Genomic DNA, 26,401 nt, shown 5'->3' with positions numbered 1-26,401 from the left:
GCCCCATTGCCCGATCGATCACGAAAGCCGTATGCACACTTCTCAAGCAAAAAGTCCGTGGCTGTGGGTGCCATCGCTGTACTTTGCCCAGGCCATTCCCTATGTCGTCGCGATGAGCCTGTCGGTCATCATGTACAAGGACCTCGGTATTTCGAATACCGACATCGCGTTCTACACGAGCCTGCTCTACCTGCCCTGGGTCATCAAACCGCTGTGGTCGCCCGTCGTGGACATGTTCGGCACCAAGCGCAGATGGACCGTGTTACTGCAACTGGTCGTCGCCGCTTCCCTGGTGGCGGTCGGCACAGTGCTGCATTTACCTTCCTTCTTCATGGTCAGCCTGGCCGTCATGTGGCTGATGGCCTTCAGTTCCGCCACCCACGACATCTCGGCCGACGGCTTTTATATGCTGGGCCTGCGCCAGAAGGACCAGGCCGCATTCGTCGGCGTGCGCAGCACGTTTTATCGGCTGGCGACCCTCGCGGGGCAGGGGCCGCTGGTCGTACTGGCCGGCTATCTCGCCGTCTCGCTCGGCGATGCCCATCAAGCCTGGTCGATCGTCTTCTTCGTGCTGGCCGGCATGTTCGCCGCCGCCTTCGCCTGGCACCAGCTGGTCTTGCCCAAGCCGGAGGCGGACCACGCGGTGGCAGCCGGCAGCAATCCGCTGCGCGAATTCTTCGGCACCTTCGGCGCCTTCTTCCGCAAGCGCGACATCTGGCTGATCCTCGGTTTCATTTTGACTTTCCGCCTCGGTGAATCGCAGCTGCTGAAACTGGTGGCGCCCTTCCTCAAGGATCCATTGGAAAAAGGGGGACTTGGCCTCACCACCGCCCAGTACGGCTGGGCCTACGGCACCATCGGCATCATCTCGCTGACGATCGGCGGCCTGGCCGGCGGTTATCTGATCTCGCGCCTGGGACTGAAACGCTGCCTGTGGCTGATGGTGTTCGCGGTGCACTTGCCGGACCTGGTCTTCGTCTACCTGTCGCAGGCCCAGCCGACGAATATTTACCTGGTCTCTGCTTTCCTCGCGATCGAGCAGTTCGGCTACGGCTTCGGCTTCACCGCCATGATGCTGTACATGATCATGGTCTCCGATGGCGAGCACAAGACGGCGCACTACGCGATCTGCACCGGCCTGATGGCGCTCGGCATGATGGTGCCGGGCATGTGGAGCGGGCGGCTGCAGGAATACCTGGGCTATCAGCATTTCTTCATCTGGGTCTGCGTGGCGACCGTTCCGGCGTTCATCATGGCGGCCCTGGTGAAAATCGATCCGGAATTCGGGAAGAAATAAGGGACCATGGAGACACCCGCCGCCCTGCGCGATGCCCCCGGCCGCCTGGCTTCGCTCGACGGCTTCCGCGGTTTCACGATCGCCGCCATGGTGCTGGTGAACAACCCCGGCGACTGGAGTCAGCTGTATTCCCAGCTCGAACACGCCAAGTGGAACGGCTGGACGTTTACGGACACCATCTTCCCCTTCTTCCTGTTCATTGGCGGTGTCTCGATGGCCTTGTCGCTGGGCCGCCTGGCGGCAAGCGGCGCCAATACACCGCAACTGCTGATCAAACTGGCAAAACGTGCCTGCCTTATCTTCCTGATCGGCTTCCTGCTGAACCTGATCCCGTATTTCAATTTCGAAAAGGTGCGCATCCCGGGCGTGCTGCAGCGCATCGCCCTGTGCACGCTGCTGGCGGCGCCGATCGTCGTCTACTGCGGCTGGCGTTTGCAACTGGCGCTCATCGCGGCCCTCCTCACGCTCTACAGCGCGCTGATGCTGTTTTATCCAGTGCCCGGCATCGGCGCTGGCGTACTGGAACCGGGCAAGGATTTTGGCGCCTACGTCGACCGTATGTTCCTGAGCGGGCATATGTGGGTGCAAACCAAAACCTGGGATCCGGAAGGCTTGTTCACGACCATTCCCGCCCTCTGCAGCCAGTTATTCGGCGTGCTGGCAGGGCGTTTCCTGCTGAGTAAGTTCAGCCGCACCGAGCAGACGGTGTGGCTGCTGCTGGCCGGCTTATTGTTGTTGTGGCTGGGCGTGATCGGCGACGCCATCCTCATGCCGATCAACAAAAGCCTGTGGACGCCGTCCTATTGTCTCCTGATGACGGGCTGGGCTTTGCTAATATTCAGCGCCTTCTTCTGGCTGCTGGACGTCAATCCCCACCGCGCCGTGCGCGCAGCGGCGGCGCGCTGGACGGCACCGCTGCGGATCTACGGCATGAACGCGCTGTTCATTTTCGCGTTCTCGGGCCTGGTGGCGAAGATGTTCGGTTTCATCAAGCTGGCGCAGCCGGACGGCAGCAGCCAGTCGCTCGGCCGCACCCTGTACGCGCCGATTCGCGATTTGCCGATTGGTGCGGTCAATACCTCGGTGCTGTACGCGCTGCTGTTCAACGCCTGCATGTTCGCGCTGGCCTGGGCGATGTGGCGCCGTAAATGGTTTGTGAAAGTATAACGATCAACGAGATGTGGGAGCGGTAGTGGTGGATACGAAAAAACGCGCGTTGGCGCTGGCCGGTGTGGCGGGCATGTTGTCGCTCAGCGGTTTCCTGGCCAGCTGTACGACGCCGCAGAAGGGCGCGCAGAATGGCGCCGCGCCGAACGGCACCATTCACGCCGAGGGTAAACTGCCACCAGGCGCGCCGCGCGAATTCCGCGCCGCCTGGGTCTCGACGGTGGCGAACATCGACTGGCCAAGCCGGCAAAATCTGAAGGCGCCGCAGCAGCAGGCGGAAGCGATCGCCATCCTCGACCGCGCCAAGGCGATGAACATGAATGCCATCGTGCTGCAGGTGCGCCCCTCGGCCGACGCCATCTACGCGTCCCCGATCGAGCCGTGGTCGGAATATCTCACCGGTGCCCAGGGGCAAGCCCCGCAGCCCTGGTATGACCCGCTGAAATTCTGGGTCACCGAGGCGCATGCGCGCGGCCTCGAACTGCACGCCTGGTTCAATCCCTACCGGGCCCGCCACGACGGCGCCCGTTCGCCGGCGGCGCCGAATCACATCACCCGCGCCAACCCGGCCGCCGTCAAACGCTACGGCAAGTTCATGTGGATGGACCCGGGCGAGGAATCGGCATCGAAGCAGACGCTGGACGTGGTGCTCGACGTGGTGCGCCGCTACGACATCGACGGCGTCCACATCGACGATTATTTTTATCCTTACCCGATCGACGCCACCCCGACCGTGGCCGGCAACGAAGCGGCGCTGGACGGCAAGCCCGGCGTAAAAGCCGAACTCGATTTCCCGGATACCCCGGCCTGGGAACGCTATCTCGCCCGCGGCGGCAAGCTCGACCGCGCATCCTGGCGCCGCCAGAACGTGAATCAGCTCATCGAAGACATGTACGAAGGCATCCACCGCGAAAAGAGCTGGGTGCGTTTCGGCATCAGCCCCTTTGGCCTCGGCCGCCCGGACCGCCGCCCGCCGGGGATTGCCGGTTTCTCGCAATACGACAAGCTGTATGCGGACGCCGAACTCTGGCTGCAGAAGGGCTGGCTCGACTACCTGTCGCCGCAACTGTACTGGGCGCGCGCCCAGGCGCCGCAGGCGTATGACGTGCTGCTCGACTACTGGATCGGCCAGAACACGCAGGGCCGCCACATCTGGCCGGGCCTGTTCACCAGCCGCATCGGCGCGCCGAGCAAGGATTATCCGCCGCAGGAAATCGTCGGCCAGATCGAGTCCACCCGTGCGCGTCCGCAGGCCGGCGGTCACGTACACTTCAGCATGGTTGCACTGATGCAGAACCGCAAAGGCATTACCGACCAGCTGCGCAGCGGTTCCTATGCCACGCCGGCCCTGGTGCCGGCCACGCCCTGGCTCGGCAACGTGAAACCGGGGCTGCCGCGCGTCAAAGCGGTGAGAAATGGCAAGGGGATCGACCTGAAACTGACGGCCGGCAAGGCCAACGCTTTATATACGGTGTGGTCGCGCCATGGCGACGAGTGGCGTTTCAATGTCGTGCCGGCCTCGAAAGTGGACTGGACCTTGGCGGACGATGCGCGCTTCGGCGCCCCGGAAGCGGTGTTCGTCGGCGCGGTGGACCGCCTGGGGATCGAAGGCGACCGGATCCAGGTATGGGGCAAGCCCTGATGCCTGGCGCGGCGACACCAGGCATCGGCCTGGGCATCGATGCCGGCGGCACCCAGACCCGCTGGGCGCTGGCAGCGCCCGATGGCGCAATCCTGGCCGAAGGCACCGTTGCCGGCCTGTCCGCCTTGCAGATGAGTAAGCCCGACGGCCGCGCCAGCGTGCACGCCACGTTTACCGAGCTCGCGCGCGCGGTACTGGCGCAGGCGCAACCGGCCCGCGTGCGCGCCGGCTTGACCGGGTTCGGCGGCGACGGCGAACTCCTGGCAAGCTGGCTGGCCGAACTGCTCGGCATTGCGCCGGGTGCGATCGCCATGTGCAACGACATCGAGATTGCCTACCGCGCCAGCTTCATGCCTGGCGAAGGCTACCTCGTGTATGCCGGCACCGGCTCCATCGGCGCTTTTATTGATGACGACGGGCAATTCCACCGGGCCGGCGGCCGCGGCGTCGTGCTCGACGACGGCGGCGGCGGCTTCTGGATCGCACGCGAAGCATTGCGCCACATCTGGCGCCGCGAGGACGAGGCGCCGGGCAGCTGGGAACATTCGCCCATGGCGCGCGCCGTGTTCGATCACGTCGGCGGCTCGGACTGGGCCTGTTCGCGCCAGTTCATCTATGGCCAGGAACGCGGCGAGGTCGGCAAGCTGGCGCTGGCGGTCGCCGCCAGCGCCGGGCAGGATCCGGCCGCCGCCGCCATTTTGTCGGAAGCCGGCCGCGAACTGGGCCGCCTGGCGAACGCCTTGCTGCACCGCTTCGGACCGCGCCCGGTCTCCCTGGCCGGCCGCGCCGCCGACCTGCACCCGTCTATCGTGGCAAGCATGCGCGCCAGCCTGCCGGACAATACGCAGCTCACCCACACTGCGATGCGCGCCCACCACGCCGCCGCCCGCCTGGCCGTTGCCGACGGCAATACGACCTGATTACTTATTCACTGAACGGAATGCCATGAAATCCCTTGCAGCTACCCTCCTGATCGCCTTATTGGCCGGTTGCGTGACCGCGCCGAGCGGCGTCGACAAGACCTATTCGGCCAAGGGCCAAGCCAGCCGCGTGCGCTTCCTGGTGCTGCACTACACCGTATCGGACAAGCCGTCTTCGCTGAAGATCCTGACCGAGCAGCAAGTAAGTGCCCACTATCTGCTCACCGACGATGCCAGCCCGCATGTTTACGGCCTGGTCGACGAAACCCGCGCCGCCTACCATGCCGGCAACTCCAGTTGGAAGGGGTATACACAGCTCAACAACAGCTCGATCGGCATCGAGATCGTGAATGCCGGCTGGAAGGACACGCCACAAGGCCGCGTCTACGCTCCCTTCCCGCAGACCCAGATCGACGCCCTGATTCCTTTAGTCAAAGATATCGTCGCGCGCCACGGCATCCTGCCGGAAAACGTCGTCGGCCACAGCGACATCGCCCCGCTGCGCAAGCAGGACCCGGGTCCGATGTTCCCGTGGTACCAGCTGGCGCAAGCCGGCCTGGTCGTGTGGCCGGACGCGAACCGCGTCGCCGCCGTGCGCCAGGTGTTCGACGTTCAAACGCCGGATGCCGCCTGGTTCCAGAAAAAACTGGCCGCGCACGGCTTCGGCCTGGCCCAGACCGGCCTGTTCGACGGGCCGACGAAAACAGTGATTGCCGCTTTCCAGATGAAATACCGCCCGGCGAACATCGCCGGCGAGCCCGATGCCGAGACCGCAGCCATGCTGGAGGTGCTGACCACGCCGGCCAACGCGCCGCTGCCGCCGGTGCCGCCCGCGCCGATTCCGGAGATGCGTCCGGTACAGCCGGAACAGCCGCTGCAACCGGTCCAGCCCGTGGAACCCGTGCAGCCCGTTCCGCCAGTTCCGCCCGGCACCTCGCCGCTGCCGACGCCGCCGGTGCCGACGCCGCCGAACACGCCGCCGGTTGCAGCGAACCCACAGTGAGGTTCGCTCTGCATTGGGTTTCGCTGTATCCTTCGGCCTGCCCGCGCCGTGCGCGGTCGTCTCGTTGAAGGACTTAAAAAATGCGCCTGCGCCACATCGAAGTTTTCCACGCCATCATGCAGGTCGGCACCATCAGCGGTGCCGCCCAGGTTCTCCACATCTCGCAGCCGGCAGTGACGAAAGTGTTGCAGCATGCCGAGCTGCAGCTGGGCATGCCGCTCTTCGAGCGCGTGCGCGGCAAGCTGTATCCGAAGCCGGAAGCGCACCGCCTGTTCGCCGAGACGGAAAAACTCAATAGGGACTTGCAGGGCATCCGCCGCCTCGCCGCCAGTCTGAAAGGGCGCGCGGTGGAAACGGTGCGCCTGGTGTCGACCCCGACCCTGGCGATCAGTGTCCTGCCGCAGGCGATGACGGCCTGGCGCCGCAATTTTGCCCAGACGCGCTGCGAACTGGCGACCTACCACACCAGCGAAATCGTCAACGCCCTGCGCCTGGGCGAGGCCGATCTGGCCCTGTCCCTGCAGGATCCGCGCCATCCCGGCATCGTCGCCGAACCGATTGCCCACGGTAACTTGACCGTGATGGCGCCCGCCGGCACCTGGAGCGCAGCCGAGTGCGCGCAGCCGATCGGCGCCGCAGGGCTATCCGGTGAACTCATCGGCTTGGCCGACAACGATCCGCTCGGAGAAATTGTCGTCGCCGCCTGCGAGGCGCAGGGCGTGCAACCGGTGTTCCGTACCGTGGTCCAAACCTACCAGATCGCCCGTTCGCTGGTCGAAGCGGGCGCCGGCACGGCCGTGGTCGACCCGTTTACTGCGGCCTCGGCGGCGGCGGACAAGGTGCAGCGCCGCCAGTGGGAGCCGAGCATCCCGGTCCAGCTGTACCTGCTGACCGCGAACCACGCCCCGCTGTCGCACGGCGCGCGCGAACTGGCCAATTGTATCGGCGCGACGGCCCGCGCCTGTCTTGAAAAGGGAAGTGCATGAACGAAAAGAATTCGTTCCCGACCGGGCAAAGCCCCGTCGGGACGAATCAGACCGGCCCACTCTTGACGGTTGCCAGCGAAGACATCGCCGGCAGCGAAGAGTTCCGCCACCTGTCATCGATCGCGGGGATTGCGGTCGACCTGCGCTACGCCGGCCCTAACAATTTCGTCGGGCGCGACCTGTATTCTCCCTTCGACTGCGCCTGGCTGCACGTCGAGGCAGCGGCGGCCCTGGAGGCGGCCGTGGCCTGGCTGGCGGTTCAGGCGCCCGGCCACACCCTGCTCGTGCTCGACGCCCTGCGCCCGCAACGGGTGCAGCAGCAACTCTGGGATGCCCTGGACGGCACCGGCCTGCAGATGTATCTCGCCAATCCGGCGCGCGGCTCGATCCACTCCTACGGCATGGCGCTCGACGTCACCATCCTCGACCCGCAGGGCCGTGAACTCGACATGGGCACCGGTTTCGACGACATGACGGACCTGTCGCACCCGGCCCTGGAAGAAGGTTTTATGCGCACTGGCCAGCTGAGCGAACAGCAGGTGAACAACCGCCGCCTCTTGCGCGGCGCCCTGTTCGGCGCCGGCTTTGTCGGCATCAACACCGAATGGTGGCATTTCGATTGCGGCGACCGCGACCGGGTGCGCTCGACCTTCCGCCGCGTACTGTAAGCACGTCCCGGCGGCATCCATCTTCCACGCACACTTGAGTTTTCTCAGCCTTCCTCACGTTTGAGACCCGGACAATCCTCTTGTACCGACGAGAGATTGATGCCGCGGCTTGACGAGCTCGCTTCTTTGCATTGCTTCTTTCCCTCGCGCGGTCCCTTCTTCCAACGTACAAGAGAGGTAGGCCATGAAACGAGTGATGATGGCAGTTGTCGTGGGCACGGCGCTGGCGGGCTGCGGCACGGCGACGGGCGATATGTTCGCGGCGCGCGACCAGACGGTCGAGTATGTCCGGGTATTCGATATCAAGACCGATGCGCCTCGGCCGGCCGTGCTGCACGCGGCCAGCGAGGGCATCAGCCGGAATATCCTGAATGCCACGCTGGCCACGCCGCTGCCCGATACGGCCGAGGTGCTTGACCAGCCCGGCCGTTTCAAAATGGCCGACACCCCGGGCGCGGCACGCGGCCCGAGCTGCGACGGCGCCAGCTGGACCGCCAAGGCGCGCCCCGACGTGCGCGGCAGCCAGGACATGCACATCGTGGCCTGCCTCTACCCCTATAAAACCGGCTACCACCTCGACATGTACGCCGCCTTCACCAAAAAGGAGGGCGGCTGGCTGGCCTGGCCGCGGCGTGCCACCGGCGCGGTACTCGGCACCCCGGAAAAATACGTGGAACAGACCATGCTCGACCTGGTGCGCACGATCCGCGAAACGACCAAGGCGCAAGTCGCGCTGGTCGAAGCCAAACCCGAGGTCGCCGGCGCCCCCTGGCTGGAGCCGGCGCCCAGCGCTGCGCGGGCGTCGAAACCCTGACCCGATGAACGGAAACACCATGCCCTACGACGACAGCTTGTTTCAAATTATTCTGGACAGCGTGGCCGCACCGGGCAGCATTGCCCAGCGCATGCACGCGCTCGTCGACGCCTGCGCGTGCCGGCTGCCCCATCCGGATTGGGAACGCATACGCCGCATCGATTTCGAGGCCGATGCCGTCCAACTGAACGGATGGATAAGGTCGGCATGGCGCGAGGGGGTACTCCACCAGGGCCACCAGGGACTGTGGTTCGGCATTTTCAATCCGGTCGTGGAGAACGAGCCCGTGACCGATCTCTATGTCGCGAGCAGCCCTGTTTATGATGACGACGATGTGGAATGGAGCGCGGAGATCGATGCGCGCGACGGCATCAGTTACCTCGGTTCGTCGGTGCTGGCCGAGCTCTACCGGCTTGCCTACGGGACGCCGGGCAGATTGGGAAACGATGCCGAGTATCCGTTGGCGCTGGCGTACGGCGCCATGGCGGCGGCCAGTGCGCTCGCGCAGCCTCTGCCGGCGCCACAGCTCGGCACGCTGCGCGGCGCCGCCGCCGGTTTCGATGACGGCGATGGACTCCACGTTGGCGTGTTCGACAACCTGCGGTTTATCAGGCGGGTGCGGGCGGCTGACTAGGTCCGGGGGCGGAGGGGAGAGCACGGCAAGACCAGCTTGCCGTGCGGGGAGCCGGCTTGCCTGCCGGACGATCGTCCGGCAGGCAAGCACGGGTGCAGATTAAAACGCCCAGTCGACGCGGGCGTACATCTGGCGTCCGTTGATGCCGATCGGGCAGGTTTCCCAGCAGTGGGTAAAGCCCAGCTGCGGGAAGGGCGCGGCGCGCACCTTGTCCCACTCCGTAGGATAGGTGTCGAACAGGTTGTTGGCGCCGACCGCCAGGGTCAGGCGCTTGCTGAAGGCATAGCGCACGCTCAGGTCAACCAGCCACTTCGCGTCCCAGGTCTGGATGAAGCCGGGCGTGAAGCCCTGGCCCTGCACTGCGCCGAAATAGCTGGCGCGGGTGTTCACGTTCCAGGCGCCGGTCGTGTAGTCGGCGGCGACCACGTGGTGCTGGCGCGGCTGGCCGCGTTCGATCAGCGTCACCTGCGTGTCGTCGAACAGTTGGGTGCCGCTCAGCACCGGAGATTGCGAGTGGCGCGCCTTGACTTCGGTCTTGTTGAAACCGAGCTGGCCGGACAGCACCAGGGTCGAATCGGTCCAGCGCGTGGTGTGCTCGGCAACGATGTCGAGGCCATTGGTGCGGGTGTCGATCGCGTTGGTGAAGAACTGGGCCTGGCCGACCTTCAGCGGGTCGAGGATGGCGCGGATCGGACCGGCGCCGGCTTCCGGCGCGATGTTGCTCGAGAAGACGATGCGGTCGTCGATATCGATGCGGTACAGGTCGGCGGTGACTGAGAAGTTCTGCAGCGGACGCAGCACGATGCCGACGCTGGCGTTCTTCGAGGTTTCTTCTTTCAGCGGTGCGATGCCGAAGGCGCGGGTGACGGCGCTGCCTTCGCGCGCGGTCAGGGTTTCGGTCAGCACGCCGGCCGCGTTCAGGTTGGTCGACACCGAGCTATAGAATTTCTGCTGCACCGAGGGCGCGCGGAAACCGGTCGAGACGCTGCCGCGCAGGCCGACGGTGCGCGACGGGTCGTAGCGCATGCTGAGCTTGCCGGTCGTGGTGCTGCCGAAGTCCGAGTATTTTTCGTAACGGACCGCGGCGGCCAACAGCAGTTTTTCGGTCAGGTTGTGCTCGGCATCGACATACAGGGCGATGTTGTGGCGGCCATCGTCGACTTCGGTCGATGGCGTGTAGCCAGGGAAGCCCTGGGCGCCCGAGGCGGCGATACCGCCGTTCTGGTCGCGGATCACGATGGCCGGGTTGTTCGTACGCCCGTACTGATAGGACATCGGATCGCCCGCTTCGATCTGGTAGTTGTCGCGGCGGTATTCGAAACCGGTCGCCAGCGAAATCTTGCGTCCGCCCAGGTCGATCGGGCCGCGCAGGTCGGCATTGAAGGTGGTCTGGTTGAATTTCAGGGTACCGGTATCGGCCTCGAGCGGCGATTCGGCATAGATGCCGCCGCCCGGCTTCGGCTCGTACCAGTAGCTGACGTTGATCGACTCGCGCTCGTGGAAGCCGAGCTGGCTGCGGCCGTGGTTGACGCTGGCGTCGAACTTCCACTCGTTGCCGAGCTCGCGGCGGTAGCCGACGGCGAACGAGGCATCCTTCACGGTCGTCTTAATATTCGGCAGGAAGCCGTTCGGGTAGACGGCCGGGACGTTGCGGCCATCGCCCTTGGAACGGTAGAAGCCGGCGGAGTCGCCGGTACGCTTCGACACGCCGCCGAAGGCATAGAATTCGCTGTCCTTGTCGATCGGCAGGCCGGCATTGACCCACAGGAAGGCATCCTTGGCCAGGCTGTCGCCGATGCGCTGGGTGACGCGCGGCGGATCGACGCGCAGGGTGTCGACGCCGGCGCGGTTGGTTTCGCCGCGGCGGCGGCCCTCGGCCGACAGGTTCACATAGCCGCCGTCGCCGATCGCAAAGCCGGTGTTCGCGCTGGCCGAGATCATGTCGCCGTCGCCCTCGGAGGTGGTGCCGATCGAGCTGCTGACCTGCGTTTCCTTGACCTGGGATTTCAACACGATGTTGATCACGCCGGCGATCGCATCGGACCCGTATTGGGCCGCCGCGCCATCGCGCAGCACCTCGATGTGGTGGATCGCCGACATCGGGATCGCATTGATGTCGGTGCCGGCCGAACCACGGCCGATGGTCTGTTGCACATTGACCAGCGCCTGCTGGTGGCGGCGCTTGCCGTTCACCAGCACCAGCAGCTGGTCGGGGCCGAGGCCGCGCAGGGTGGCCGGACGGATGATGTCGGTACCATCGCTGATGAAGGTCGTCGAGAAATTGAACGACGGATCGAGCGTTTGCAGCAGTTTACCGAGTTCCAGGGGACCCGCAGTCTGCATGTCCTTCACGTTGATCAGTCCCACCGGCGCCGCCGTATCGAGCGCGGTCTTGGCGCTCGAGCGCGAACCGAGCACGACGACGCGGGCCGGATTGTTCTCGTCGGCGCTGGCGGCGGCGCTCGTCGTTTCCTGGGCAGCCGCAGGATAGAGCGCGGCCAGCAGGGCGGTGGCAAGCAGGGTTTGACGGAAAGGATGGCAGGCAGGGTGACGCGTCATGTTCTCTCTTTTCTTGAATATCGAAACGGCGTGCTCGGAAATACGACCATAAGGTATGGATATGTTTCCATACGTAAAAGTCATATTAACAATTGACGATTGTCCATACAACGCAGCCTGCATGAGCGTTGTATTTGCGTGTCACCACAGCAATATTGGGTGCGAAGCAAGAGAAAAGGCAGTAAGCTGGATCGCTTGTGCCCGTTTTTGGTGCGTGGTTATTAACCGGGGAGCACCGTAGGGGTGAAGGGTGTTTTCAAATGGGCAGGTGCACGACGAAAGCCTAGGGCTGCGTCACCAGCCCCGACTTCGCCACCCAGTCCACCAGCGCGTCGACCACCGCGCGCCCGCGTCCTTCTCCCGCCAGCTCGTCGTTGACCATCGCCACCACCACGTTCTGCACGCCGCTCGCATCCGGCACATAGCCGGCCACCGCCACCACATTGCGCAGCGTCCCCGTCTTGAGGCGGGCGCGGCCGGCGGCCGGGCTGCCGTTCAGGCGGCGGCGCATGGTGCCGTCCGTTGCCGCGATCGGCATGCTGGCCAGGAACTCCGGCGCCCAGTTGCTGAGCAGGCCGGCACGCAGCAGGCTGCCCATCTGCAGCGGGCTGATGCGTTCGATGCGCGACAGTCCGGAACCGTTTTCGATCACGAAGCCGCTGTCGTCGATGCCGTGCGCGCGCATCCAGTTACGGATCGTGGCGTCGGCACGAGTATAAGTGGTCTGGTCCGATGTCACCGGCAACGGCCGGCTGCCCAGAACCGGGTCTGCCTCGAGGGCGCCCAGGCTCAGGAACAGGGTGCGCGCCAGCGCGTTGTCCGAGGGTTTATTGGTGTCGCGCACGACTTCCGGCAGGGCGCGCGCACGGTGCTCGGCCAGCAGGCGGGCATCGATCGGGGTGCTGCCCGCCAGCGTCCTGCCGTTCAATTTGCCGCCGAGCTGCTTCCATTTCAGGCGAAATAAACCGTCGAGATAGGCGTCGCGCTCGAGCACGTTGATGCTGTTGGTCTTGGCGCAGTTTTTTGGATAGCTGCCCTCCAGTACGACCTTGATCTTGCCGTCCGTGTGCACGACCTGCGGCAGTTTCCAGCCGTCTTCCCACCTGGCGCAATCGGCATCGACCAGCTTCATGTTGGAGGCGATCGTCACCCCGTTCAGCGCCGGCTGCATGTCGAGCTGCATGCGTTTCTCCGTCGAGCGCATGTCGATCTGCAGCATGTTCTTGTTGACTAATAACGCGTCGGGAATGACGTTGTAATAGGCTTCGGGCGACTCGTCGAAAGGCGGCAGGCCGATGTCGCTCCGGGCCGGATTGAACAGGCTGCGGTCGAGCACCAGGTTGCCCTCGATGCGCCGGATGCCCGCGTTGTGCAGGGCGCGCAGCATGTTTTCCAGGACTTCACCGGACAGGTCGGCATCGGCGCCGCCGCGCAGCACCAGGTCGCCTTTTAATACTTCTCCCTTCACGTCGGCGTTCGTCAGCAGTTCGGTGCGCCCGCGAAACACCGGGCCCAGGTGCTCGAGGCTGACCAGGGTCGTTACCAGTTTCATCGTCGAGGCCGGCTGCATCGGGCGCTCGGCCAGGTGCGACACGAGCACCTGGTCGCCGCGCAGCACGAGGGCGCTGACGGCATTCGGTGTCATGCCGTTTTCCGCCAGCAGGCGCGCTACCGGTTCCGGCAACTGGGCGCGTGCGGACAGGCAGGAGAACAGGGCGGCGGCGAGGGCAAGCTGGCGGATCATAAAACTCCTTAGCCGAAGAAGAGGTAGGCGACGAAGATGGCGGCGATCACGCCGGCGAGGTCGGCCATCAGGCCGCAGGAAATCGCGTAGCGCGTCTTGCGGATGCCGACCGAACCGAAGTAGAGGGCGACGATATAGAAGGTGGTGTCGGCCGAACCCTGGAAGATGCAGGCCAGGCGCCCGACGAAGGAGTCGGCGCCATACGTCGTCATGGTGTCGATCATCAGGGCGCGCGAGCCGCTACCCGACAAAGGTTTCATCAGGGCAGTGGGCAGGGCCGGCAGGAATTCGGTGCGCAGGTTGAATTGATTAAAGATCCACTCGAAACCGCGCACGACGAAGTCGAGGATGCCGGCATTGCGCACGACGCCAATCGCGACCAGCATGCCGACCAGATACGGGATGATCGTCAGCGAAGTCTGGATGCCGCCCTTGGCGCCCTCGATGAAGGCCTCGTAGACGTTCACCTTCTTGCGCAGGGCGCCGACCATGAAGACGACGATGATCGAAAACAGGATCAGGTTGGCTGCCACGTTCGAAAAAAGCTGGATCTGGTCCTTGCTCAGGTAATTGCTCATGTAATAAATCATGCCGGCGATCAGCGCCGTCAGGCCGCCGATCCAGCCGAACAGCACCGGGTCGAGCAGGTTGATGCGCTGGCGCAGGCCGACCACGACGATGCCGGTCATGGTGGCGACATAGGTCGCGATCAGGCAGGGAATAAAAATGTCGGCGGGATTCGCCGCGCCGAGAATCGCGCGCTGGGCCATGATGGCCAGCGGAATCAGGGTCAGTCCCGAGGTGTGCAGCACCAGGAACATGATCTGGGCATTGCTCGCCTCATCCTTGTTGGGATTCAGGGTCTGCAGGCTTTCCATGGCTTTTAAGCCGAAAGGCGTGGCTGCATTGTCGAGGCCGAGCAAATTGGCCGAGAAATTCATGACCATGTGGCCGTTGGCCGGGTGGTCTTTCGGTACGCCCGGGAAGATGCGCGAGAAGAAGGGGGCAATAAAACGGGCCAGCACGTTGATGGCGCCGGCCTTCTCTCCGATGTTCATGATGCCGAGCCAGAGCGTCATCACGCCGGCCAGCGGCAAGGCGATGTCCATCACCGCCAGCTTGGCTGAGCTGAACGTGCCGTCGACGATGCGTTTGAAGATTTCTGTGTCGCCTAGAAAAATCCATTGGGCAAGCGCTGCCAGGAAACCGACGAGGAAAAAACCAGTCCAGATGTAATTCAATGCCATGAGTGGGTCCGTAATGCGGGGCAATTCAAGCGCCGCAAACGACAGTCACGGCAGTTCGTGCGCACGATTGTGCAGCGGAGAGTATAGGCGCAGAGCAAAGTTCATAGATGAAAGAATGCAGCCGCGCCATGCACAAAAGTTATGAGGCTTCCGTTTCGTTTGCCTGTGCCCGGCACCGCGCATATGATACGCAACGCTCAACCAGGACCTGCACACATGACACTTCGCGCCACCCTTATTGCCCTGCTGCTCGTCTCGGGCGCCGTCCATGCCGCGCCGGCGGCCCCGGCGGAAAAAAGCGAAAAAGTGCTGCACATGTTCCTGTCGACCAGCGAAACCGGGCTCGATCCGGCCGCCGCCTCGGACATCGCCACCTTGTCCCTGCTGGAAAATTTATTTGACCCGCTGCTGCGCTACGACTACCTGGCACGCCCGGTGAAGCTGCGTCCGAACACGCTCACGAAGATGCCGGAGATCAGCGCGGACAAGCGCACCTACACGTTTACGATCCGTCCCGGCATTTATTTCACGCCCGACCCGGCCTTCAAAGGAATCAAACGCGAGATGACGGCGCAGGATTATGTGTACAGCATCACCCGCCTGTACGACCCGGCCATCAAATCTCCCTGGTCGTACATGTTCGAAGGAAAACTCGAAGGCGACGAGGCCCTGAAAACCACGTTCAGCTACGGCACCGCGATTCCCGGCCTGCAGGCCCTCGACAAGTACACCCTGCGCATCCGCCTGAAGGAGCCGGACAATAATTTCCTGTTCTATATGGCGACGCCGGCGTCGAGCGTCGTGGCGCGCGAAGTCATCGAGGCCTATCCGGGCCAGGCCGGCAACCACCCGGTTGGCACCGGCCCCTTCATGCTCGGCGACTGGAAGAGAAGTGACCGCATCGTCCTGCTGGCGAACCCGTATTCGACCGCCGTGTTCAGCGCCACGCCCGGCATCGACCCGGAAGACCGGGCGATCGCCGCGGCATTGGCGAATAAACGCCTGCCGCGCGTCGACCGGGTCGAGGTCAAAATCGCCGAGGAATTCCAGGGCCGCATGCTCGGCTTCCTGAACGGCGAATACGATTATCTCGAGCAGGTGCCGGAATCGATGACCGACATGGTGATCCGCGACGGCCAGCTGAAACCGGAGCTCACCCAGCGCGGCATGCAATTGTCGCGCTTTCCGGTGCTGCAGACCTATTACATGTGGATGAACATGAACGATCCGGTGCTCGGCGGCTACACGAAAGACCGGATCGCCCTGCGCCGCGCCATCTCGCTCGCCTACAACAGCGCGGAAGACATCGCGCTCCTGAAGAAGGGGTTTGCCATCAAGGCCGAGTCGCCGCTGCCGCCGAACGTGCTCGGCTACGATCCAGGTTACCGCAGCCCGGTCCCCTACGATCCCGCCCTCGCCAACGCCTTGTTGGACCGCCACGGCTATGGCAAGCGCGATGCGGACGGGTTCCGCCGCGCGCCGGACGGCAAGCCCTTGACGCTGACCATGCACAGCGAAGCGACGGTCGGCGGCCGCCTGCGCGACGAGCTGTGGCGTAAATGCCTGAATGCGATCGGCCTGCGCGTCGTCTTCAAATCGGACAAGAAGACCGAGATCATCAAGGCTTCGCGCCTGGGCAAGGTGACGATGTTCGAGAGTAACTGGATCGCCGACTTCCCCGACGGCGACAATTTTTATCAGCTGCTGTACGGCCCCAACGCAGGACGCGCCAACTACGCGCGGTTCAACTTGCCGGCCTACGACACGCGCTACGAACAGGCGCGCCAGCTGGTCGACGGCCCGGCCCGCCAACAACTGTATTTCGAGATGAACCAGCTGATCCACGCCTATAACCCCTGGGTGCCGCTCACCCATGCGGTCTCAGCCGACATCCGCCATCCGTGGTTAAAAAACTACAAGCGTCATCCGGTCGAATTCACGTCCTGGCGCTATCTGGACGTCGATGTTGCGCAAAGGGCACGCTTGTCCCAGCAGCGCCGTTAGAATTTGATAGATTTCCTCTTATAAACATTCCTCGAAGTTATACTTCTCGCCGGTTATTTCATTGGCTGGCGCCCTTGCGCCGGGCTAGTCTCGGGGCGACAACATAACGTAATGCCATGACATTGCGATGCCCGAGCGACAGATAGCCGCCCTGATTAAAGATTGACGGAACCTTAGGAGAGACGCGTGAAGTTAAAGAAACTAGCCCACCTGATTGCATTGATCGGGGTCGCCAGCCCGGTGCTTGCACAGCAAGTACAGCAAGAAGCGCCGATCGCGCGCGTCGAAATTACGGGTTCGAGCATCAAACGCGTCGCCAAGGAAGGTGCCCTGCCGGTGCAGGTGATCACCTTTGATACGCTGCAAAAACAGGGCATCACGTCGGCCGAACAGCTGATGGCCACGATTTCGGCCAACGGCACCGGTGCCGACAACCCGACTTCGGGCAACAACGTCTTCGGCCCGGATGCCGACCGCGTCAGTGGCGGCGCTTCCTTCGCTTCGCTGCGCGGCCTGGGCCCGAACAGTACCCTGGTGCTGATCAACGGTCGCCGCGCGCCGACCCACGGCAAGAGCGGCAAGGCCGTCGACCTGAACAGCATCCCGATGGCGGCCATCGCGCGCATCGAGATCCTGAAGGATGGCGCCTCGGCCATCTACGGCACCGATGCGATCGGTGGCGTGATGAACATCATCCTCAAAACCGACTACCAAGGCGCTGAAGCCTCCGCCTATACCAACATCACCGAAGCCGGCGGCGGCAACATCCACCGCGGTTCGCTGATCGTCGGCCACGGCGACCTGAACACCGATGGCTTCAACGTGATGGCCACGGCTTCGTATACCAAAAACGAAAAGCTGGAATCGCGCCAGCGCGATTTCGCCAACGGCTTCCAGCCGGCGCGCGGCCTGTCGCCCGATACCACCGGCACGCCTTTCGCCAACCAGCTGACCGGCGCGAATACCGCCCTCGGCACCGGTTTCAAGGTCCCGGGCAGCACCAACACCTACTTGCAAGCCAATCCGCTGAGCTTCCAGGGCAAGTGCGATACGGTCCAGGGCATGTCGCAATACCAGACCGAGCTGTGGAAGGACGTCACCTCGCCGCTGCGCTCGACCTATTCCTGCGCCTACGACTACGGCGGCGACTACGTGATGCAATCGCCGTCGGAACAGGCGAACCTGCTGCTGCGCGGCACGTATAAGCTGGCGCCGGACCACAAGATGTTCGTCGAGGCGATCGGTTCGCGCTCGCAGGTCGTCTCGATCCTGACCCCGGCCCAGATTTCGACCTCGCTGACGGCGAACGGCGTGAACAGCGCTTATCCGGTCGGTGGCCCGTACTACCAGGACCTGTCGTCGTTCATTTCGACCTTCGACCGCACCAAGCCGATCATCTACAAATGGCGCGCCAACCCGGCGGGTAACCGTACCCAAGAAAACACGACCGAAAGCGCCCGCCTGCTGGTCGGCTTCGAAGGGACCGTCAAGGACTGGGACTACAAGTTCGGCCTGTCGAAAGCCCAGAGCACCTCGCACATGGAGCTGCTCGACGGCTACGTTTACACGGTGCCGTTCTTTAAGCTCCTGGGCACTGGTATCGTCAACCCATGGTCGGTCGATGGCAGCCAGACCCAGGCGGCAATGGATGCGATCGAAGCAACCAAGTACCGCGGCGCCTTCCAGACCGGCAAGACGACCCTGACCCAAGTCGACGGCACTGTCTCGGGCGAGCTGTTCCAGCTGCCGGCCGGCAAGCTGGCGATGGCGGCCGGTTTCGACTTCCGCCGCGAGAGCTACCTGTACACCCAGGACGTGGCCGCCGAGCCGATCCTGCTCTCGCCCGGCAATGCCAACCTGCCGAAGGCCACGCGCGACGTGAAGGCATTGTTCGCCGAGTTCATCGTGCCGGTCACCAAGGACCTGGAACTGCAACTGGCCGTGCGCCGCGACGATTACAGCGTGATCGGCGCCACCACCAATCCGAAGGTCGCCTTCCGCTACCAGCCGACCAATTGGCTGCTGCTGCGCGGTTCGGCCAACAAGGGCTTCCTGGCGCCGAGCTTTACCCAGCTCTACAGCGGCTCGCTCGACGGTGAGCTGTCGAGCGGCGTGATCGACACTGTCGGTTGCGCAGCCCATCCGGGCGACGTGCGTTTCTGCGCGCCGGAGCGCTTCGGCTTCAAGTCGGGCGGTAACCAGAACCTGAAACCGGAAACCTCGAAGCAGGGCACGCTGGGCATCGTCGTCGAGCCGTTCAAGGGCTTCTCCGCCTCGCTCGACTGGTGGGCGATCAACATGCGTGACCGCATCCTGAACCGCAGCGCCAGCATCGTGCTGCAGAACCCGGTCGCGCTGTCGGGCAACATCATCCGCAACGCGGACGGTACGGTCGATTATGTCCAGGCCGGCTGGATCAACACCTCCGGCGCCAAGACCCGCGGTATCGACCTCGGCCTGCGCGGCGACGGCAAGTTCGGCGACGGCTTCAAGTGGAACGCCACCCTGGACGGCACCTGGACCGACAGCTACAAGTTCGCTGAAATTCCAGGCCAGCCGTACAAGGAATACGTCGGCGAGTTCTTCACGCGCGACCTGTACCTGCGCTGGAAACACAGCGCCACCTTCAGCGTGAGCCGCGGCGACTGGAACGTCCTGGTGAGCAATAACTTCGCCTCGGGCTACAAGGACCAGCTGCCGAACGGCGGCAAGGGCACGCCACCGGCCGGTTTCGACCCGGACGTGTCGAGCTATACCCGCTTTGGCCTGGCGACGACGTATAAAGGCTTCAAAAACACGTCGATCACCTTCGGTATCCAGAACCTGTTCGACCGCGATCCGCCGTTCACCGCGCACAACGTCGACGACGTCGTCGGTGCCGGCTGGGATCCGCGTGTGGCCGACCCGCGTGGCCGTGCCTACACCCTGAACCTCACGTACAAGTTCTTCTGATTGCCGTGAGATAGACTGCAGCCCCGGGAAGCGCGCACGCGTTCCCCGGGGCTGTTTTTTTGTAAGCCGAGCCGCATGCCCATCAGCCGCCGCGCCTTTTCTTCCCTGCTCGCCGCCAGTGCGCTGCTGCCGGCGGCCGCGCTGGCTGCGCCGCGCAGGCGTCTCCCACCCCGTTCCCGCATGAAACCCCTGATCAAACCCCCGCGCCTGCAGCCCGGCGACACCGTCGGCCTGATCGCGCCGGGCGGCTACGCCACCGAGAAAACGATCGCCAAGGCGCGCCGCAACATCGAGGCCCTCGGCCTGAAAGTGCGAGAGGGCGCCTCCCTGCGCGAAGTGAACGGCAATTACGGCGGCAGCGTGCCGCAACGGATCGCAGACCTGCACGCGATGTTCGGCGACCCGGAGATCAAGATGATCTGGCCGGTCCGGGGCGGCTCGGGCTGCATCTCCTTGCTGGCCCATCTGGATTTCAAACTGATCCGCGCCAACCCGAAGATTTTATTGGGCTACTCCGACATCACGGCGCTGCACCTGGCGATCCACAAGCACGCCGGATTGGTGACGTTTCATGGGCCGGTGGCCTCGTCGACGCTGACGGAGTATGCGATCGAGCACATGATGGCGGTGCTGGGCGACCCGCAGCCGAGCTATACGATTCCGATGGCGCTGGAAAACAGCCGGCGCGCCCTGGAGCAGCCGCAGTTCGCGCTGCGCACCGTGCACGGCGGCGTGGCCACCGGCCCGCTCATGGGCGGCAATCTGAGCCTGGTGGCGGCGCTGGCCGGCACGCCGTATGCGGCCGATTTCCGCAACTGCATCCTGTTCCTGGAAGAAGTCAACGAAGCCCCCTACCGGATCGACCGCTGGATGACCCAGCTCGATTTATCGGTCGGCTTTTCAAAAGCCGCGGCGGTGATGGTCGGCGTCTGCGAAGACTGCGGCCCCGAGCACGAAGAGATTTCGCTCACGCTCGACCAGACGCTCGACATCCACCTGCAGCCCTTGTCGATTCCGGCGGTGACGGGTTACTCGATCGGGCATATCCGCGACCAGTTCACGATCCCGGTGGGGATCCGCGCCACGCTCGATACCGAACGGCAGACGGTGACACTGCTCGAGCCTGCGGTCAGCTGAGCGTCTGAACCCGGCAGGTCATGTATACATAGCCGTGCTGCTCGCCATCGATGCGAAACAGGTCCGGCAATTCGCCGGCAAACCTGAAGCCGCAGCGTTCATACAGCCGGCGCGCGGGCAGGTTACTGGACAGCACCTCGAGGTCGACCCAATCGAGGGCCTGCTGGCTGCCTGCCCAGTCGAGGGCGTGCGCCAGCAGGCGTTCGCCCAGCCCCTGGCGGCGCCAGTCGCGATGCACGCCCATGCCGAGCAGGCAGCGGTGGCTGGACGCCCGCTCCGGCCGCGCGCGCAGGTCGACGTGGCCGCAGATGCTGCCGTCTCGATCGAGCGCTATCCAGGCGCGGCGCCAGCCCGGCGCCCCGACCTCGGCCCCGAGACCGATGGCAAAGGCGGCACGCTTGTCGGCCGGGAAGCGCGAATCGGCGCGCGCCATCGGCTGGAACAGGGGCGTGCCGGCGCGGCCGTTGTCCTGCAGGTGGTCGTCGAGGTAGACGAACAGGGCCGGCAGGTCGGCGGCGCTCACGCTGTGGATCGTGGTCGGCACCCCGTCGCCCATCTCAGAGTGCCCGTGCGATCAGGATTTTCTGGATGTCGCTGGTGCCCTCATAAATCTGGCACACGCGCACGTCCCGATAAATGCGCTCGATCGGGAAGTCGGCCACATAGCCGTAGCCGCCAAACACCTGCATCGCGTTCGAGACGACCCGCTCGGCCATCTCGGAGGCAAACAGTTTCGCCATCGCCGCCTCCTTCAGGCAGGGCAGGCCCGCATCCTTCATGGACGCCGCATGCAGGATCAGCTGGCGCGCGGCTTCGATCTGCATCGCCATTTCCGACAGGCGGAACTGCACGGACTGGTGTTCGAAGATCGGCTTGCCGAAGCTTTCTCTCTCTTTCGCATAGGCCAGCGCCGCTTCGAACGCGGCGCGCGCCATGCCGACCGATTGCGAGGCGATGCCGATGCGCCCGCCCTCCAGGCCGGACAGGGCGATCTTGTAGCCCATGCCTTCCTCGCCGATCAGGTTGGCGGCGGGGATGCGGCAATTCTCGAACACGATCTGCGCCGTGTCCGACGAATGCTGGCCCATCTTCTGCTCCAGCCCGGCGACGATATAGCCGGGGGTGTTCACGGGCACCCAGAACGCGCTGATCCCCTTCTTGCCGGCCGCTTTATCCGTGACCGCCATGACGATCGCCACATCGCCATATTTACCGCTGGTGATGAACTGCTTGGTGCCATTGATGACATACGCGTCGCCATCGCGGACTGCCGTCGTGCGCAGGGCGGCGGCATCGCTGCCGGTATGCGGCTCGGTCAGCGCAAAAGCGCCCAGCAGTTCGCCCTGGGCCAGCGGCACCAGCCACTGTTGTTTTTGTTCTTCGCTGGCGTACATCATCGCGATGCTGCAGACCGGGCAGTTGTTGACCGAAATGATGGTTGAGATGCCGCCGTCGCCGGCCGCGATTTCTTCCAGCACCAGCGCCAGCGACACGTAATCGAGGCCTGCGCCGCCGTACTGCTCCGGCACCGCCACGCCGAAGGCGCCGAGCTGGGCCAGCTCTTTCAGTTCCGCTTTCGGAAAATAGTGTTCCTTGTCCCAGCGGGCGGCCTGCGGGGCCAGGCGTTCCTGCGCAAAGCTGCGCAGGGCGTCGCGGATCATCTGGTGTTCTTCGGTCAGGATCATGGGGTCTTGTCTCGTTATTGTGTGTTTGGCTTACCAGGGAATCGGGGCGCCGTCGTGGTTCAGGAAGCTGCCGTTGGCGTCCAGCCTCGCCTGCGCCAGGGTGGTGCGCAGGTCGCGCACGCTGTGTTCGGGGCTGATGGCGGCGCCGGCGCCGCCCATGTCGGTCTGCACCCAGCCGGGGTGGAAGGCGATGCAGGTCGCGCCTTGCGGGCCGAAGGTGATCGCCGTGTCGCGCAGCACCGAGTTCAGGGCCGCCTTGCTGGCGCGGTAGAGCGAGCCGCTGGCGCTGTGGCGCCCGCCGATCGATCCCATCTGCGAGGACAGCACGCCGAGTTTTCCGCGCGTCGCGGCGACCAGGGGCGCAATGATCGGCAGCAGGCGCATCGCGGCCAGCACGTTGGTGTGCATCACGGCGTCGAAATCGGCTTGCGTCGGAAAGCCGTCCTGGCGCGGGCCGTACAGGCCGGCCACTAACCAGGCGGTGTCGATCTTTTCGTCGTCGAGTTTCCAGCCGAGGCCGGCGATGGCGTCGGCGTTGGTGACGTCGAGTTCGTGTGGTTCGGCGCCCAGTTGCGCCAAATTGGCCAGGTCTTGCGCTTTGCGGGCGGTGGCGATCACGCGCCAGCCTTCAAGACGGTATTGGCGAACCATTTCGTGGCCGATGCCGCGCGAGGCGCCGATGATCAAAGCAGTAGGCATGATTTTATTCCCGTCAGGTTAGTCCGCGGCCAGAATGCATGTTGCGATTTATTGCGGTTCGACCGCGTGCGCACGAGTGCCCACCCTAGGTTACGCGGCAGTGGTGCACCGTAGGGTGGGCTCTTGAGCCCACGCGGTACAACCTGAATTACACCATCTCGATTGCCATCGCGGTCGCTTCACCACCACCGATGCACAGCGCCGCCACGCCGCGCTTGCCGCCGGTCTTTTTCAAAGCGCCCAGCAGGGTCACGACAATGCGTGCGCCCGAGGCGCCGATCGGGTGGCCCAGCGCGCAGGCGCCGCCGTGGATGTTGACCTTCTCGTGCGGGATGTCGAGGTCGCGCATGGCGGCCATCGGCACGGCGGCAAAGGCTTCGTTGATCTCGAAGAGGTCGACGTCGCCGGCCGTCCAGCCGGTCTTTTTGAACAGCTTGTGCATGGCGCCGATCGGGGCAGTCGTGAACAGGTTCGGTTCCTGGGCGTGGGTGGCGTGGCCGATCACGCGTGCGATCGGGGTCAGGCCGAGTTCCTTCGCTTTCGATTCGCGCATCATGACCAGCGCGGCGGCGCCGTCGTTGATCGACGAGGACGATGCGGCCGTCACGGTGCCGTCCTTTTTGAAGGCAGGTTTCAGAGACGGGATCTTGTCGATCTTGGCCTTCATTGGACCCTCGTCCTTTTCGACCAGCAGTTCGCCGGTGCGGGCCGCCACGCTGACCGGGGCGATTTCCCAGTCAAACGAGCCGTCGTTGTTAGCGGCTTGCGCGCGTTTCACCGAGGTGATCGCGAAATTGTCCTGGTCTTCGCGCGAGAACTGGTACATGGCCACGCACTCTTCCGCAAAGGTGCCCATCGAGCGGCCTTCTCCCGTCTTTTCGTTGCGCGAGTAGGCGTCTTCCAGGCCGTCGAGCATCATGTGGTCGAACATCGGCGCATGGCCGATGCGGTAGCCGCCGCGGGCTTTCGGGATCAGGTAAGGGGCGTTGGTCATCGACTCCATGCCGCCGGCGACGACGACGTCGGCGCTGCCGGCCACCAGCTGGTCGTGGGCGAAGATCGCCGCCTGCATGGCCGAACCGCACATCTTCGACAAGGTCACGGCGCCGGTCGACAGCGGCAGGCCGGCCTTGATCAGCGCCTGGCGTGCCGGGGCCTGGCCCTGGCCGGCCATCAGGCAGTTACCGAAATAGACGTGTTCGACCGATTGCGGGTCGACGCCGGCGCGCTCGACCGCGGCCTTGATTGCCACCGCACCGAGGTCGCTCGCCGTTTTCGAGGAAAAATCGCCCTGGAAGGCGCCCATCGGGGTACGGGCGGCGCCGACGATAACGACTGGATCATTCATGTTGGTAAGTCTCCAAAAGATGGCGCTGGTTTCATTTACAACGCCGGGGTGGTGATCGGGTGGTGAAAACGGATCTGCTGCGGGTACGGAAAAATATCCTGCACTTCGCCCGCCAGGATGCGGTCCTTGTGGGACTGCCACCAGGCGCGCGTCAACAGGTCCGCGTGGTGCTGCATGAAATAGTGACGGATCTTCGGATTCCCAAGAAGAAAACGTCCGAATTGTTCGGGAAAGACGTCGTGCTTGCCGATCGGGTACCAGGGCTCGGACGCCATTTCCTCTTCTTCGTTGCGCGCTTCGGGAATATCGCGGAACACGCAATCGGTCAAATATTCGATTTCATCGTAATCGTAGAACACGACGCGGCCCTGGCGCGTGAGGCCGAAATTTTTGTACAGCATATCGCCGGGAAAAATGTTCGCGGCGACCAAATCGCGGATCGCATTGCCGTATTCGACAATGCCGTGCTCGATGCGTTCTTCATCCTTTGCCTGCCCCGCTTCGGCGAGGTAGATATTCAAGGGCACCATGCGGCGCTCGATATACAAATGCTTGATGATGATGCGCTCGCCCTCGATCTCGACCAGGGAAGGCGCGTGCTGCCGGAGGTCGGCCAGCAGCTCTTCGCTGAAACGGTGCAGGGGAAAGGCGACGTCCGAATATTCGAGGGTATCGGCCATGCGTCCGACGCGGTCGTGGTGTTTCACGAGCAGGTATTTTTCCTTGACCTGGGCGCGCGTCGTCTCTTTCGGCGGCGGATAGAAATCCTTGATCACCTTGAATACATAGGGAAACGAGGGCAGCTCGAACACCAGCATTACCAGGCCGCGGATGCCGGGCGCGCTCTGGAAGCGGTCCGAGCTGTGCTTCAGGTGCTGCAGGTAATCGCGATAAAACAGGGTCTTGCCCTGTTTTTGCAGGCCGAGCAGGGTATAGATTTCGCTCTTCGGTTTACGCGGCAGCAGGCTGCGCAGGAACTGCACATAGGCCGACGGTACTTCCATGTCGACCAGAAAATAGGCGCGCGTAAAAGAGAACAGGACGGCGATGTGCAGCGGGTCGGTCAGCACCGTATCGAGCACCAGTTCTCCGCGTCGGTTGTGCAGCACGGGAATCACGAAGGGGTATTCGCGCGCGCCATTGATCGCGCGGCCGACGATGTACGCGCCCTTGTTCCGGAAGAACAGGCTCGATAGCACCTGGAATTGCTGGTTGGGTTCAAGCTGGTCGAGACCGAAGGCCTCGCGCATGCGCGCTTCGACCAGCTGCACGTCGCGATCCAGCGCGGCGAACGGACAGGCCAGCTGGAAATTGGTGACGATGCGCTTCAATGCAAAGCGCAGGCCGTCGGCGGCCGGGTAGTAGACGCGGTAGGTCGGCTGCAGCTCTTCGGTCTCGATGTATTCGGTCGAGATCACCGGACGCACGAACAGGAAATCGTTGTGGTAATAGGTACGGTGCAGGATCTTGACGCTGACCGAATTGAAAAAGGTCTCGGCCAGTTCCGGCTGCTTATGGCCGGACAGCAAGCCGATATAGTGCAGCTTGATTTCGCGCCAGACGCCGTCGACCAGGTCCTCGGGGGCGTAATCGTTTTCCAGGGTGGCGACGGCTTCCCCGACGCGTTTGTCGTAATAATCGATGCGCTCGCGCGCGGCGCGCTGGGCGACGGCCCAGTCGGCGGTTTCGAAATGGCGTTTTGCCGCCTGGCTGGCCTCGCGGAACAGGCGGTAGTGCTTGTCGAAGCCGTCGAGGATGGTGCGCGCGATGTCGAATGCGATCTGGGAAGACAGCAGTTTAGGGAACGCAACTTGTGTCATCGTTCGTCTCGCGCCTGGGCTGATGAAGCGGCTATTTTATTGCAATGCAACGGGTAGGCACGCGGTGCCTACCCT

General features: G+C 63.9%; 19 protein-coding genes and 1 pseudogene. 12 read left to right on the top strand and 8 right to left on the bottom strand.

Annotation, left to right across the window (positions count from 1 at the left end):
- The first annotated feature begins 31 nt into the window (after positions 1 to 31).
- The 9 genes and pseudogenes from LPB04_RS05535 (at position 32) to LPB04_RS05495 (ending at position 9,131) form a co-directional block, all read left to right on the top strand.
- On the top strand, positions 32 to 1,297 hold the full coding sequence (locus LPB04_RS05535; RefSeq protein WP_193687736.1) for an MFS transporter: 1,266 nt from the start codon (positions 32 to 34) through the stop codon (positions 1,295 to 1,297).
- 6 nt (positions 1,298 to 1,303) lie between these two features.
- Positions 1,304 to 2,464, top strand: a complete 1,161-nt coding sequence (locus tag LPB04_RS05530) for an acyltransferase family protein (protein WP_227496629.1) — start codon at positions 1,304 to 1,306, stop codon at positions 2,462 to 2,464.
- 28 nt (positions 2,465 to 2,492) lie between these two features.
- Positions 2,493 to 4,106, top strand: a complete 1,614-nt coding sequence (locus LPB04_RS05525; RefSeq protein WP_407943879.1) for a glycoside hydrolase family 10 protein — start codon at positions 2,493 to 2,495, stop codon at positions 4,104 to 4,106.
- Entirely contained in the window at positions 4,091 to 5,026 is a 936-nt protein-coding gene (locus LPB04_RS05520; protein WP_227496628.1) for an N-acetylglucosamine kinase, read from the top strand. The genes LPB04_RS05525 and LPB04_RS05520 overlap by 16 nt, the downstream gene beginning before the upstream one ends.
- Before the next feature lie 25 nt (positions 5,027 to 5,051).
- Positions 5,052 to 5,819: pseudogene (locus LPB04_RS05515) on the top strand (N-acetylmuramoyl-L-alanine amidase); the annotation flags it as partial.
- 290 nt (positions 5,820 to 6,109) lie between these two features.
- The gene (locus LPB04_RS05510; protein ID WP_193687734.1) at positions 6,110 to 7,015 is read left to right on the top strand and encodes a LysR family transcriptional regulator; all 906 of its coding nucleotides are present in this window, start codon (positions 6,110 to 6,112) and stop codon (positions 7,013 to 7,015) included.
- Positions 7,012 to 7,683: a M15 family metallopeptidase gene (locus tag LPB04_RS05505; RefSeq protein ID WP_193687733.1), complete on the top strand. Its 672-nt coding sequence runs from the start codon at positions 7,012 to 7,014 to the stop codon at positions 7,681 to 7,683. The genes LPB04_RS05510 and LPB04_RS05505 overlap by 4 nt, the downstream gene beginning before the upstream one ends.
- A gap of 196 nt (positions 7,684 to 7,879) precedes the next feature.
- Positions 7,880 to 8,497, top strand: a complete 618-nt coding sequence (locus LPB04_RS05500) for a hypothetical protein (protein ID WP_193687732.1) — start codon at positions 7,880 to 7,882, stop codon at positions 8,495 to 8,497.
- A gap of 19 nt (positions 8,498 to 8,516) precedes the next feature.
- A complete protein-coding gene (locus tag LPB04_RS05495) occupies positions 8,517 to 9,131 on the top strand; it encodes a hypothetical protein (RefSeq protein ID WP_193687731.1) in 615 nt (204 codons plus the stop codon).
- Positions 9,132 to 9,230: 99 nt separating this feature from the next.
- On the opposite strand, the gene LPB04_RS05490 is transcribed toward LPB04_RS05495, so the two are convergent.
- From LPB04_RS05490 to LPB04_RS05480, 3 genes are all read right to left on the bottom strand, one after another.
- Positions 9,231 to 11,690, bottom strand: a complete 2,460-nt coding sequence (locus tag LPB04_RS05490; protein ID WP_193687730.1) for a TonB-dependent receptor plug domain-containing protein — start codon at positions 11,688 to 11,690, stop codon at positions 9,231 to 9,233.
- A 283-nt stretch (positions 11,691 to 11,973) separates the two neighbouring features.
- Positions 11,974 to 13,434 carry a D-alanyl-D-alanine carboxypeptidase/D-alanyl-D-alanine endopeptidase gene (dacB, locus tag LPB04_RS05485; protein ID WP_193687729.1) on the bottom strand — a complete coding sequence of 487 codons (1,461 nt, stop codon included), beginning with the start codon at positions 13,432 to 13,434 and terminating at the stop codon, positions 11,974 to 11,976.
- Positions 13,435 to 13,442: 8 nt separating this feature from the next.
- A complete protein-coding gene (locus LPB04_RS05480; protein ID WP_193687728.1) occupies positions 13,443 to 14,681 on the bottom strand; it encodes a nucleoside recognition domain-containing protein in 1,239 nt (412 codons plus the stop codon).
- Between the two features lie 216 nt (positions 14,682 to 14,897).
- Here LPB04_RS05480 and LPB04_RS05475 point away from each other — a divergent pair, with 216 nt between their 5' ends.
- The 3 genes from LPB04_RS05475 to LPB04_RS05465 all read left to right on the top strand — a co-directional run bounded on the left by LPB04_RS05475 (position 14,898) and on the right by LPB04_RS05465 (position 20,774).
- Positions 14,898 to 16,685: an ABC transporter substrate-binding protein gene (locus LPB04_RS05475; RefSeq protein WP_193687727.1), complete on the top strand. Its 1,788-nt coding sequence runs from the start codon at positions 14,898 to 14,900 to the stop codon at positions 16,683 to 16,685.
- Between the two features lie 186 nt (positions 16,686 to 16,871).
- A complete protein-coding gene (locus tag LPB04_RS05470; protein ID WP_193687726.1) occupies positions 16,872 to 19,637 on the top strand; it encodes a TonB-dependent receptor in 2,766 nt (921 codons plus the stop codon).
- Positions 19,638 to 19,712: 75 nt separating this feature from the next.
- Positions 19,713 to 20,774, top strand: coding sequence for a S66 peptidase family protein (locus LPB04_RS05465; RefSeq protein WP_193687725.1), 1,062 nt, complete (start codon positions 19,713 to 19,715; stop codon positions 20,772 to 20,774).
- Here the strand turns inward: LPB04_RS05465 and LPB04_RS05460 are convergent.
- The 5 genes from LPB04_RS05460 to aceK form a co-directional block, all read right to left on the bottom strand.
- Positions 20,767 to 21,318 carry a GNAT family N-acetyltransferase gene (locus LPB04_RS05460; RefSeq protein ID WP_227496627.1) on the bottom strand — a complete coding sequence of 184 codons (552 nt, stop codon included), beginning with the start codon at positions 21,316 to 21,318 and terminating at the stop codon, positions 20,767 to 20,769. The two genes, LPB04_RS05465 and LPB04_RS05460, sit on opposite strands and share 8 nt — an antisense overlap.
- 13 nt (positions 21,319 to 21,331) lie before the next feature.
- The gene (locus tag LPB04_RS05455; RefSeq protein WP_193687723.1) at positions 21,332 to 22,459 is read right to left on the bottom strand and encodes an acyl-CoA dehydrogenase family protein; all 1,128 of its coding nucleotides are present in this window, start codon (positions 22,457 to 22,459) and stop codon (positions 21,332 to 21,334) included.
- A gap of 30 nt (positions 22,460 to 22,489) precedes the next feature.
- A complete protein-coding gene (locus tag LPB04_RS05450) occupies positions 22,490 to 23,158 on the bottom strand; it encodes an SDR family oxidoreductase (protein WP_193687722.1) in 669 nt (222 codons plus the stop codon).
- Positions 23,159 to 23,306: 148 nt separating this feature from the next.
- Positions 23,307 to 24,506, bottom strand: coding sequence for an acetyl-CoA C-acyltransferase (locus LPB04_RS05445; protein ID WP_193687721.1), 1,200 nt, complete (start codon positions 24,504 to 24,506; stop codon positions 23,307 to 23,309).
- A 35-nt stretch (positions 24,507 to 24,541) separates the two neighbouring features.
- Positions 24,542 to 26,326: a bifunctional isocitrate dehydrogenase kinase/phosphatase gene (aceK, locus tag LPB04_RS05440; protein ID WP_193687720.1), complete on the bottom strand. Its 1,785-nt coding sequence runs from the start codon at positions 26,324 to 26,326 to the stop codon at positions 24,542 to 24,544.
- Positions 26,327 to 26,401: the final 75 nt, after the last annotated feature.

The organism is Massilia litorea, assembly GCF_015101885.1.
Classification (GTDB): Bacteria; Pseudomonadota; Gammaproteobacteria; order Burkholderiales; family Burkholderiaceae_D; genus Telluria; species Telluria litorea.
This window is presented reverse-complemented; position numbering and strand designations above follow the sequence as displayed.